We start from the raw sequence: 11,497 nt of genomic DNA, 5'->3' as shown, positions 1-11,497 counted from the left end.
GCATCTTGCCTGTTCTTGCGGGACACCCCACAATAAAATTCATTCTTTGTGGAACAGGCATCTTGCCTGTTCTTGCGGGACACCCCACAATAAAATTCATTCTTTGTGGAACAGGCATCTTGCCTGTTCTTGCGATTTATCATTGGGTGGGGGTGAATTTTCGAGATGATTGGTGTTAAACAAAGATGGTTTGTAAAACCCCACCCTAAGAGACATTGCTAAATTGTGGAACATTCGCAGACAACCATTCGGCGCGCAACTTGTCAATAGCTAATTCTTTGAATTTAGCTTCTACTTCAATCCAAGGAGCTTGATAATAGCAATTAGGCATTTCTGTAATTAAATCGCTGTGGCGCGGATCGGCAAAAAATTCTCTGCCATTCGATATATGCACTAATTGCCATTCAGGAACAGACCAAGTTGTGCGGGCTGCTGCGAGCATTTCGGCGACGCTGGGATCGTCGTAAGTTTCTAAATGTTCGTGAATGACGTGGTGGTGGGCGTCAAAAACCATTGGTACGCCGGTATCGAGACAAACTTCTAAAATTTCCGAGGAACTGTAAGCGTATTCGTCATTTTCAAAGGTTAAGCGCGATCGAATTGATTCGGGTAAATCGCGGATGACAGACTTGAGTTGCGAAGTGCGATCGCTCTTGCCGCCGTGAATGTTCATCAGTGCCTGGGGCGATCGGGGTTGTCCCAACTTATCCATAATTAAAGCATGAGTTGCCAGAATTTTAATGCTGTTTTTAACGACATCAGGCTTGTCAGAACTGAGTACAACAAATTGATCCGGGTGGAGTACCAAACGGATGCCCAAAGAAAGAGCGCGATCGCCCGTCTTTTGCAATTCCTCAGTCATGGAGTGTAGCACTGCTTCCCCCAAATGTGTATCTGCAAAAGGGAACAGTGCAGAAGTCATGCGGTAGAGCTTAATGTGATTAACGCAACAGAAGTCGATCGCTTTGTCAAGTCGTTTTAAGTTGTCTGTATAAAGCTCGCGCAATACTGTTTCTTGTTCAGTTTCCGAAAGCTGTAAAAGTCGCTTCCGGGTGACAGTGCGAAAGCGCACTGCATCGGATGTTGTAATGCAGACTAACCCCAATTCCGGCAATTTGTCCTTTTGAAATAGTTGGTTAATCTCGCTCATTTATCAATAATTCCTAAGTTAAATTTTAGGTTAAATAGTTTTGTAGTAAGGACTTTAGTCCTTTGTTCTGAAGCTGTGAGGTACTACTGAACCTGCCCAAATAGTCCACCAGAGATTGAACTCGCTGGCGGACTCTGGGGACAGGTGCAAGATGTAATTAGTACAAACCTAATTTTTATCAAACCTCTAATCAACCGCGCCGCAGATAGCATATCGATGACAATTTAATCGATTTGACACTCCCCAACCTAAAGGTGTGGGGATTCTTAATTCAGCGACTGACCTTTAAGTGCTACGTCCTTGCGGCAATACTCAGACCTTTTAACCGTAGAAATCCTACCAATTAACGAGCCTGATTCGCTGTCACCCGCCTAGGGTCTATCTCCAAAAGCGTACTAGGATATTGACCTAGAGTTCGGGTATGCCCTACCCTACCTAACAAAAAGTGAATTGTTTGTTTTTCTGGTTATGAGGCTGTATTAAGCCCCTAGCTGTTTTAAGAGTTTTCGCCGCTCTTTGTCCCCCGGTTTACGCCTAAAAGTGTGTCTGAGTACCTGTTTCACGAGGGCGTTGCGAGTTTAACCTTGACTTTTATAGTCAACCACAAAAACCAGCAATTCTCTAAATTTTTGGAATTGGTTTAAGAAATTCAAGCCGTCCTAGAAGGACGGGGTTTTAAACCCAATTTCCCGATAACTATTGCTGTTCTTCGCCAGACTCAGCCTCTTCGTCGGGCCGCGCGGTGGCAACAGGATTTTCCATTGCTTCGTTATGGAACGGATAACCGGATGTTTCTTGATTTAGCGGGTCAGCGGGTTGGTCGTCAGGGGATGTAATTTGACCGTTAGTGTTGGTATTGGGTTTTGTGGAAGAGCCTTTATGGCTGGCGTGACCGCTACTCATCTTTTTTTCCTCAATTAGGTCGATCGAACAATTTCTAGCTTAGACTTAGCTGCGGCGGGCGATCGCCTATCTTAAGTCAGAGATGTTGCTTAACAGTTGAGTATGCTATAGCACTGCTGCCATCAATTGTGAAATCTTTCTCTTCTCTTCTCAAGATTCGCGTCAATAGCGTGTTCGCGGTTCCTTCACAAAAAAGCCCGTTGCGCGTTTTCCGAAAGGATTGCTATATCTCATGATTTTCCCTATTTCCCCTTTTCAATCAACTCCGCAAACGCCCTGACCTGAGAATGCTAATAATTAACCAAAAACCCAAAAAACTCGCCGCCCCAAACAAACCAGTGCTCAGAAAAGATAGCTGAGAACTTTGTGCGTTAGAAGAAATAATTGCCGCCCCTATAATCAGCGAACCCACAACAATACTAAAAGAAAGTCGGTTCGCAGAATCCCCCAGAGTGCGACGCAGCGGATCGAGTTCTTTTAGTGTCAAGTTCCACTTCAAAGTTTCCGAAGTAACCCGGTCTAAAAGCACTTCCACCTGTCGCGGGGATTGCAAAGACAAGCTTTTCAGATCCAGGGCAGTTCTCAACAAAGCTTGTATCGGGTCATCTCCGAATAACTGACGCCGAAACATATCGGTCATCAGCGGTTTGACCTGCTCTACAATATTAAATCGGGGATTAAAAGAGCGCGCCAGTCCTTCCAGATTAGCTAGAGTTTTTGCATACAAACCGAGATTGCTGGGAAGCCGAATTTTATTTTTGCGGGTGATTTCTAGCACCTCATAAAAAATTTCCGACAAGTTCATTTGCGACAAGCTCACATTGTAATACTTGCGGAGCATTCGAGCTAAATCGTTCTCTAGATTAACTAAACTTGTAGGCTGAGCAAATTCTGCCATTTCCAATGTTAATTGAGCGCAGCGCTGAGCGTCTAAATCCACAATGGCCAGCAACATTTCTGTCAAATTCTGCTGAGTGCGCGGGTCTAATCGGCCGACCATGCCGCAGTCGAGCAAAGCTATCCGGCCGTCTTTGAGATAAAATAAATTTCCCGGATGCGGGTCTGCGTGAAAGAAGCCGTCGATATATAACTGCTGGAAGAAAACGCGGCAAAGCAGCGTTGTAATATCTTCGCGTTCGGCATTTATATCTCCTTTGTGGCGAATTCCTTGCAAATCGCCTAACAAAATCGGGACTCCGTTCAGCCACTCCATTACTAAGAGTTTTTTTGTGGTCAACTCCCAGTTAATTTCTGGTAAGACAACTTGTGTGGGGTCAAACCATTTACTTTTAGATAAATTGCGGCGCAGTTCGTCTGTGTAGCTGGCTTCTTGAATGAAGTCTAATTCTGCACGCAGGGCGATCGCAAATTCTTCAGCTAGGGCCACAATATCGTATTGTTGACCGAAGTCTGTGAGCATGACAAGTTCTGCCAAACCTCGGAGCACGGCGATGTCTTGTTCGATGACAATATCAATACCGGGGCGCTGAACTTTGAGGGCGACTTCGCGGCCGTCTTTTAAAGTAGCTTTGTGGGTTTGGGCGATCGAACCTGCGGCGATGGCTTCGGTGTTAAATTTGGCGAAGGTATTTTCGAGAGATTGTGTGAGTTCCTGGCGGACGATTGCTTCTACTTGCGACCACGGTACGGGCGGCACTTCCGCTTGTAGCGTGGAGAGAGTTTCGATATAGCTGGCCGGCAAAAGGTCAGGACGGGTGCTCAGCAATTGTCCTAATTTGACAAAAACTGGCCCTAATTGGACGAGGATGTTGCGGAGAACTGCTGGAGTTGGGAGACTGGGTGCGTCGGTTTTGCGGCCGGTTAGGAGGCTTTTCATGTAGTCCCAACCGTTGCGGAAGACGACCTCTAGAATTTCTCCTTTGCGAGAATTGTTTTGAACTAGGCTAAACAAGGGGCCTCCGGGTCGATCGGGTTTAAGGGCTATATAACTACTAGGATAGCGCTGTTGACCGGGCTGACCAGTGTCTTGGGGAATAACTTGGGCGAAAGGGTGGGAATGCGCGTGAGAATTTTGGGGTGCGGGGGGCGATCGGTTTTTGGCTTTGGCATTACTCCTGATAGTAATATACAGTTAAAGCAGACATGATATTTTTATAATTAAATTTATTTAATTGAAAAAATGTGTCAAATACTGGAATGAGTAAGTGATTAAATAACCCGAGTCTAAATGTGTTTAAAACCGTATAAGAGACATGATTGCAATCCAATTTCCTCAGACCTCGATCGAATTATCCATCAACTTAACTGACGAGCAATTTTTTCAGCTTTGTCAGAACAACCGTGATTATCAATTTGAACGTACAGCATCCGGGGAATTAATTATTATGCCACCGACAGGCAGTGAAACTAGCAAGCGCAATATGGATCTATCGTATCAACTTCGAGCCTGGAGCCGCCAAAATAATCTAGGAGTTGCCTTCGACTCTTCTGGAGGCTTTAGGCTCCCCAATGGTGCCGATCGCTCTCCTGATGCCTCTTGGGTCAAAAAAGAACGCTGGGATGCTTTAACACCCGAACAAAAAGACAGTTTTGCTCCTTTGTGTCCTGATTTTGTTGTTGAGTTGCGTTCTCGGACTGATTCCTTGAAGAAACTTCAAGAGAAAATGCAAGAATATATAGATAACGGTGCTAAATTGGGTTGGTTAATTGACAGGCAAAATCAGCGTGTTGAAATTTATCGCCCCGGTCAAGATGTTGAAATTATCCAAAATCCTCGCACTCTATCAGGGGAAGATGTACTACCTGGTTTTGTGTTGGATTTAGCAGAAATTATGTAAGTAAAGTAAATTGATTTGTTTAGTCATGGGTCACAAATATGAGTGCAGTTGATGTAATATTTACTATTCCTGATACGATTAGGAGGTTTTTCTAATGGAATATATGTACAAACCCGTTAACAAACCATTTAAGATTTTTAGCGTTACAAAGTCGAATCTTGACAATTTGTCGAACTTGCTGGCTTCATCAGATGAATTTAGCTTAATCATAGAGAATAGTAAAGAAGATTACCTAACTTCTTCCTTACTGGCTTCATCAGATGAATTTAGCTTAATCCAAGAAGAGATTAGTAAATATTACCTAACTTCTTCGCACTGGGAATCACTAACAAATACGTATGATGTACTTTGTGAAGCTACTAAACTTCTTCAATATATAACTGCTGTTGCAAGGATTCATTTTACAGAGTTTCCACTTTTTAAGCCTGATAACATCCGCGAAGTTGACGAAGAAGGTAAGCGTCATAACCGAGTTGAGCTTTTAGTCAGAGATCCTCTAACTCGTGTTTATATCAAACTAGAAGGCGGTCAAGATAGAATCCCTATTTTAGGGTTTGACTCCTGGAGGAAGCTGGCAGAAGAAGACGAGATAGTTGAAAATGTTTTTAGACTATTTAGGGAGTTTGATCGTAACTGGATTAATCTTTACAAAGTTTATGAAATTGTCAAGAAAGATGCTGGAAAAAAAAATAAGATAGATAGGATTGAACAGTGGATAACTAAAGATAAGATTAGGCAATTCAAGCATACTGCTAATAGTCAAAGCGCAATTGGTGATGATGCACGGCACGGCGTCGATCAGAACGATCCACCAAAAGAACCTATGTCAGAATCAGAAGCAGAGGCTTTAATTAGGAATCTGGTAAAACAATGGCTTCAGTGGAAGTGCGAACAACAAAAGTAGAATAGTAAAGTACGACACAGATTAAGAAACGAAAGTCTGGATAAAGAGTAATTAATCCTTTGTATTCGCCTGCCCAATCTGTGGCGTACTTACATCACAACAAATCTTTCAATTTATCATCTTCTCCCAACACTTTAATTACCTGTTTAATCTCCTGCGTCCTGTCCTTTTTCACAATCAAAGTCACATTGCCATCTCTGACAACTACGACATCTTCTAAACCAATGGTGACAATGACTTCATTCTGATCGGCTGCATAAAAAATGCCGCCTTTCGTATCAATGCCGACGTGTTTTGCTAACTCCACATTCGGCTTATCTCCTTGCAGCAAACGACCGATCGCATTCCAATCTCCCAAATCGTCCCAGCTAAAGCCTACGGGCAGAACACAGGCCTTTTGCGTCTTCTCCATCAGCGCGTAATCAATGCTAATTTTGGGTAATTCCGAGTACGCCTGCGCGCCTTTTGCTTCCAAAGCTGCCATCATTTCCGGTACATGATTTCGCAATTCTGTCAAGACCGTTCCGACTCGAAATACAAAAATTCCCCCGTTCCAACTAAACTTGCCGCTGGCTACAAATTCTTCCGCAGTGGTACGATCGGGCTTTTCCGTAAACCTCGCCACCCGATAGGCCGGAAAACCCCCAAAACTGCCAATTTCCTCGCCTTGTTCGATGTAGCCGTAACCAGTGGAAGCATAACTCGGTTTTACTCCCAAAGTGGCGATCGCATCCTGATTTTTCGCCAACTGGGCCGCCGCCTCCAAAGTCTTGATAAACTCCTGTGGTTCCCCAATCCAGTGATCCGCCGGGAAAAAACCAACAACCGCATCCTCACCGTAACGCTTCTCCGTTTCTATAGCAGTCCAGGCCACCGCCGGCGCAGTATCCCGACCCTCCGGTTCCGCCAGCAAATTCTCCGGCGGTAACAGCGGCAACTGTTCGCGAACCCCCGCAGCCAACATTTCCGACGTTACCACCCACAAATCGTCCCAACCGTTACCTAATTCCAAAAGTCTTTCCGCAGTAGCCTGCAGCAAACTCTTGCCGCTACCGTCGAGACTCAAAAACTGCTTGGGCCGCTGTTTGCGACTTAGTGGCCAGAAACGTTCGCCTTTACCGCCGGCCAGAATCACAGGAATTAAGGTTCTACTCATTGTTTAAAGTTTAAACTGTTCACATCTATTTTGCCTTGATACCGGTAGGGACACGGCAATGCCGTGTCCTTACCCCTAGCTTAATTTTTAACTACCAGCCGGGAAGTCCCTCGGTATATTTAGAGGGGATTAATCAGAGCGCTGCGCCCCGTACCCCGAATAAATTACTCCTTGGGATGGAAAGAAGCGTCGGGTGTAGGTACCCAAAGCGACAATTATTCTTTTATACCCCTTGATGCTCTGGAAATACTCTGATACTATATTAGCAAGTGGGGGTGGAACTACCTCACTATAAAAAGCATGAGAAAAAAAAGGAAAAAGAAGCCTGCGGTCTAACTGTACTCAGTTGACCGTCAGGTTTGTTCACTTCTACCTTCTATCTTCTGCCTGTCACTTTTTCAATCCAATTAGTATCACGAGCAATGTAAGGTGCGCCACAGCGTACCTTATTCAATATAAGACAGAAAAACTCTGGTTAAGGAATCATTGAAAATTGCTATAGCGACTAGCAATTAGCCATTACCTATTACCTATTACTTCGACAATTCGATATTGAGTTCGTTTACGACACGGCGTTTGAGAGGGATTGATTTTTCTCTGGGCAGCAAGTCAAATACTTTCCGAAAAGCATCATCTACCTGTTCAAATGGTATTTGTCCTTTCTCATTAAAAACTACTTTTCCCGATTGGTCTAGGATGACTGTTTGAGGTACGAAACCTTCGTAATAATGGCTTGGTTCGGTGATTTCGGGTGACGGTTGTGGAGGCAAAGAGTCAACTGTTATGGGCATAAAATCGGCTTCGCGACCGTAAAATTCCTGGAGTTGAGAGACGACGATCGCGTATTGCTTGGAGTCGCTGCTGTCGTCAGTGTAAAACACTAACAATACGGGTTTATTGCGTTTGAAAGAATCTGTGATCTTGACTTTAGGAGGAACTAGGGAACCGTTGCCGGCGTAGAGGGCAAAGATTGTACCGTCAAAGCGATCGTCTGTGAGAGTTGCGAAGGCTGGCGCAGTGCCGCTTAGCAGTATTAAGCTAAGTGCGATCGCCACTGTTACAAGACTGGCTGACAAGATTCGCCTCAGCCAGCGGATGCCAGAAGCAGCAGTAACAATTGAATTTTTTTTCTCAGGAAATATCATAGGTTGTTGGCAGTTGCTGTAACGAAAGCGAAATCAGATGCAAAAACTTTCCTAAGTTTATCAGGAAAATGTAGGCAAATGTTGTTGAGTAGGTTAAAGTAGTTTCGGCTCGACGATCGTAAATTGCTGATAGTGGCGATCGACAAGGCGATTCTACAGACCGAAGATCACTATTTGCGATCGGCTTTTCAGGGGCGGACTGGAACAGTCCGCGCCACAATAAAATTTATTTGTGGTGGGGTGGGCTTCTAGCTTCCCAGAAGGGTGCAAGATATTAAATTCAACTGATTACTAGAAACTGACAACTGGGAATTTACAACTAATGATAGCTTTGCTTGATGCACTCGTCGCCCAAACGCCGGCTGCTGATGTTTCCGGGCCGGCTCAAATCAATCTGGTGCAGGCGATTATTTTAGGAATTGTACAAGGATTAACCGAGTTTTTGCCCATCAGCAGCAGCGCTCATTTAAAGGTAGTGCCGATCGCCCTGGGATGGGGCGATCCGGGGGTTGCTTATACTGCTGTTATTCAGTTGGGCAGTATTGTGGCAGTGCTTTGGTATTTCTGGAAAGACTTGACAAATATAACTGTTGGTGCTGTAGATGCAGTGGTGCGGCGCGACTACAAATCGCATGAGTTTCAAATGGCCCTGGGGCTTGTTTTGGGAACAATACCTATAGTCTTTTTTGGGCTGCTAATCAAGGCATTGGTTCCCGATTTTGACAAGTCGCCACTCAGGAGTTTGACCAGCATCGCCATTGCTTCGATCGTCATGTCGCTCCTGTTAGCAATAGCAGAAAAAATTGGCAAGCGCAATCGCACTTATGAAAAGTTAACTGTTCAAGATGGTATTTTGATGGGATTAGCTCAAGCAATTGCATTGATTCCGGGGTGTTCGCGATCGGGTTCCACTCTAACAGCAGGATTGTTTATAGGATTGGAAAGACCCGCCGCCGCGCGGTTTTCTTTTTTATTGGGAATTCCGGCAATTACTCTGGCTGGATTAGTGGAATTGAAGGGTGCTTTAGGAGAAGGAATCGGCGATGCTGGAGTTGCAGCTTTGATAGTGGGAACGATTTCGGCATTTGTGTTTTCTTATTTGTCGATCGCGTGGCTGATGAAGTTCCTGCAAACTCAAAATACCTGGATATTTGTGTGGTATCGGCTGGCTTTTGGCGTAGCCATTTTAACGGCGATCGCAGGTGGGGCAGTGAAAAATGCGTAGGTTGTTATAATTACAAGGACAGGCATCTTGCCTGTTCCACAAAACAAGAACAGGCAAGATGCCTGTTCCACAAAGAGTAAATTTTCTTGTGGAACGGGCCGGAGAGCCCGTTCATAAAAAGCTTATTAATAGCTGACAAGCTGTTAGCTGTTAACTCAAAGTGAGCGTCGCCGTGAAGGATGTAGAAGGCTCGAATATAGCGAGGTAGAAAATGCACAATTAGCGCTAATTAGGCTGGTTCCTGCTGCTAGCATTGGTGTAGCGATCCCCTTCTTTATCTCTCCCGGAATTGTGGGAACAATAGTATCAGATTTAAAACAGGTTCTCCGTTCAGAATCCCAGTGCTAATATATGGAATAGTCTCGCAAAAAAAGGGATTATTTGCCGCAAGGCTGGGTTGACAAAAGAGCGCTGTTGTGCTGGCAGAAACAACTAAGCCTGTCAGGAACCCCGTCAAAATTTTGAGTTTCATAAATACATATTTTTGATACATCCTCTCACAGCCAAGCTAAATTCACAACCCAGAACTTATTCTGATTCTAAAGGCGATCGAGCCTAGGAGACTGCTATGCTGAAAAGAGAAAACTAATACTGCCATCAATCTTAAAATGCTATTTGTTCCTACGGCTGAACCAATTCCGCTTGTGGCTGATGCAAACGGTGTTATCCGGGTTAGCCAAACCCGAATTACCCTAGATACAGTCATTACAGCTTTTCTTGAAGGAGGCACAGCAGAAGAAATCCGGGAACAGTACCCGTCTCTTCAACTTTCCGATATTTATTTTGCGATCGGCTACTACTTGCGACACCAATCCGAAGTTGACGCTTATCTGATGGAACGTCAACGTCTTGCCACAGAAGTTCAGCAGGAAGCAGAAAGGCGTTTTAACCCAGTTGGAATACGCGATCGCTTATTAGCCAGGCGCAACCAAAAAGGGTAGTGTTATATGCTGCGATTATTGGCAGACGAGAACTTTAACAATCAGATTGTTCGAGGTATTCTGCGGCGAAATCCCGACGTTGATATTGTCCGCGTTCAAGATATGGGCTTGATCGAAGCAGACGACCCAACTGTTTTAGAATGGGCCGCGCAGCAAGGGCGCGTGGTACTAACTCACGATGTAGCAACTATGACAAACTTTGCCTACGAACGAATGCAAGCAGGTCTTGCGATGCCAGGGTTATTTGAAGTCAGCCGCCGTGTTTCTGTAGGTTTGGCGATCGAGGAAATTTTGCTAATAGCTGAGTGCAGTCTGGAAGGAGAATGGGAAGGACAAGTGCGATTTTTACCTTTACGCTAACGAGTTTAAGCAAACTATGTCAATACCGAAAAAAGGAACCAGAAAAATAATTGTTGATGGGGAACCTTTCATCTGGCTAATCCGAAGACAAGCTACTTATACGCAATCATGCTACGCTGGCGGAAATATTCATGTTGGTGTCGAACACGCTGAAAAACAGGGTTCGGTGTTAGTTATCCTCACCGATCGACCTCATCCTCAATGTTTGGTGGATATTAACGAAGGGAAACCAGTAACACCCTCTGATGTAGCACAATGGATACGGCAAGCGGTGCGACTCGGATGGCAGCCTCAGCGATCGGGAATCACTTTTAATGTGCAGATTGCAGGAGGACGTGCAGAAAAAATATATTAGAGCGGGGAGTATCGATCGGCTATGCTGAAGACATAAAATTAACACCACACTCAAACTCAAAATGCTAGTCGTTCCCAGCAGTTAATATTGATGTAGCACAAAAATATATATCCTACACCAACCACCACGATTCGGCTTTCGCCGACGCTAAGCGATGTCTACCGAAACATTAGTTAACTGGCTCGAAGAGAGTACCGAATTAGGCATATTATCCCGCGAGATTTTACAGGCGATCGCGGGTGAAATGGAGATGACAACTTTTCCCCCTGGATTTCGAGTGGTAATAGAAGATACGCCCGTCACTAATCTCTATATCCTAGAACGAGGACAAGCCGATCGATACCGCCGCAAACAACCGGGTTTAATGTGGGCGAGTAGTTTATTACCGGGGGCGATCGGGGTCGCTTTGATGGGCAACCTGTCAACTGGCAATTTCAAAGTTCATCCGAACCCGATCCAGCATCGATCGATCGAACGCAAGTATGATAAAACTTCACTCAAATTCTACTCATTTGTAGTCAACTGTGGTAAAATTCGGTGATTATGTATTTACCCTAAAT

At 44.7% G+C, this 11,497-nt stretch carries 12 protein-coding genes; 7 read left to right on the top strand and 5 right to left on the bottom strand.

Features of this window, described 5'->3' with window-relative positions; all coding sequences use genetic code 11:
- Positions 1-205 precede the first annotated feature (205 nt).
- From uvsE to QUB16_RS22780, 3 genes are all read right to left on the bottom strand, one after another.
- Positions 206-1,150 carry a UV DNA damage repair endonuclease UvsE gene (gene uvsE, locus QUB16_RS22790; protein ID WP_333319638.1) on the bottom strand — a complete coding sequence of 315 codons (945 nt, stop codon included), beginning with the start codon at positions 1,148-1,150 and terminating at the stop codon, positions 206-208.
- 696 nt (positions 1,151-1,846) lie between these two features.
- Entirely contained in the window at positions 1,847-2,053 is a 207-nt protein-coding gene (locus tag QUB16_RS22785) for a hypothetical protein (RefSeq protein WP_172190898.1), read from the bottom strand.
- A gap of 259 nt (positions 2,054-2,312) precedes the next feature.
- The gene (locus QUB16_RS22780) at positions 2,313-3,965 is read right to left on the bottom strand and encodes an AarF/ABC1/UbiB kinase family protein (RefSeq protein WP_333319635.1); all 1,653 of its coding nucleotides are present in this window, start codon (positions 3,963-3,965) and stop codon (positions 2,313-2,315) included.
- Between the two features lie 301 nt (positions 3,966-4,266).
- Between QUB16_RS22780 and QUB16_RS22775 the strand changes: the two genes are divergently transcribed.
- Together QUB16_RS22775 and QUB16_RS22770 are read left to right on the top strand one after the other, a co-directional pair.
- Positions 4,267-4,851, top strand: coding sequence for a Uma2 family endonuclease (locus QUB16_RS22775; RefSeq protein ID WP_333319633.1), 585 nt, complete (start codon positions 4,267-4,269; stop codon positions 4,849-4,851).
- Positions 4,852-4,945: 94 nt separating this feature from the next.
- Entirely contained in the window at positions 4,946-5,755 is an 810-nt protein-coding gene (locus tag QUB16_RS22770) for a hypothetical protein (RefSeq protein WP_333144090.1), read from the top strand.
- Between the two features lie 94 nt (positions 5,756-5,849).
- Here the strand turns inward: QUB16_RS22770 and QUB16_RS22765 are convergent, their stop codons facing one another.
- Together QUB16_RS22765 and QUB16_RS22760 are read right to left on the bottom strand one after the other, a co-directional pair.
- On the bottom strand, positions 5,850-6,911 hold the full coding sequence (locus tag QUB16_RS22765; RefSeq protein WP_333319630.1) for a mannose-1-phosphate guanylyltransferase: 1,062 nt from the start codon (positions 6,909-6,911) through the stop codon (positions 5,850-5,852).
- A gap of 533 nt (positions 6,912-7,444) precedes the next feature.
- Positions 7,445-8,056 (bottom strand): thylakoid membrane photosystem I accumulation factor, encoded by a 612-nt coding sequence (locus QUB16_RS22760; RefSeq protein ID WP_333319627.1) that lies wholly within the window; start codon positions 8,054-8,056, stop codon positions 7,445-7,447.
- Positions 8,057-8,378: 322 nt separating this feature from the next.
- Here QUB16_RS22760 and QUB16_RS22755 point away from each other — a divergent pair, with 322 nt between their 5' ends.
- The 5 genes from QUB16_RS22755 to QUB16_RS22735 all read left to right on the top strand — a co-directional run bounded on the left by QUB16_RS22755 (position 8,379) and on the right by QUB16_RS22735 (position 11,478).
- The gene (locus QUB16_RS22755) at positions 8,379-9,281 is read left to right on the top strand and encodes an undecaprenyl-diphosphate phosphatase (RefSeq protein ID WP_333319624.1); all 903 of its coding nucleotides are present in this window, start codon (positions 8,379-8,381) and stop codon (positions 9,279-9,281) included.
- 608 nt (positions 9,282-9,889) lie between these two features.
- Positions 9,890-10,222: a DUF433 domain-containing protein gene (locus QUB16_RS22750; RefSeq protein ID WP_333055818.1), complete on the top strand. Its 333-nt coding sequence runs from the start codon at positions 9,890-9,892 to the stop codon at positions 10,220-10,222.
- Positions 10,223-10,228: 6 nt separating this feature from the next.
- Positions 10,229-10,582, top strand: coding sequence for a DUF5615 family PIN-like protein (locus QUB16_RS22745; RefSeq protein WP_333055817.1), 354 nt, complete (start codon positions 10,229-10,231; stop codon positions 10,580-10,582).
- 16 nt (positions 10,583-10,598) lie between these two features.
- The gene (locus QUB16_RS22740) at positions 10,599-10,937 is read left to right on the top strand and encodes a hypothetical protein (protein WP_333319621.1); all 339 of its coding nucleotides are present in this window, start codon (positions 10,599-10,601) and stop codon (positions 10,935-10,937) included.
- Positions 10,938-11,091: 154 nt separating this feature from the next.
- Complete coding sequence (locus QUB16_RS22735; RefSeq protein WP_333319618.1) at positions 11,092-11,478, top strand: hypothetical protein; 387 nt, start codon at positions 11,092-11,094, stop codon at positions 11,476-11,478.
- The last annotated feature ends 19 nt before the right edge of the window (positions 11,479-11,497 follow it).

It is taken from the genome of Microcoleus sp. D3_18a_C4 (genome assembly GCF_036702415.1).
Classification (GTDB): domain Bacteria; phylum Cyanobacteriota; class Cyanobacteriia; order Cyanobacteriales; family Microcoleaceae; genus Microcoleus.
The sequence above is the reverse complement of the archived record's forward strand: the minus strand, read 5'-3'. Positions and strand labels throughout refer to the sequence as shown.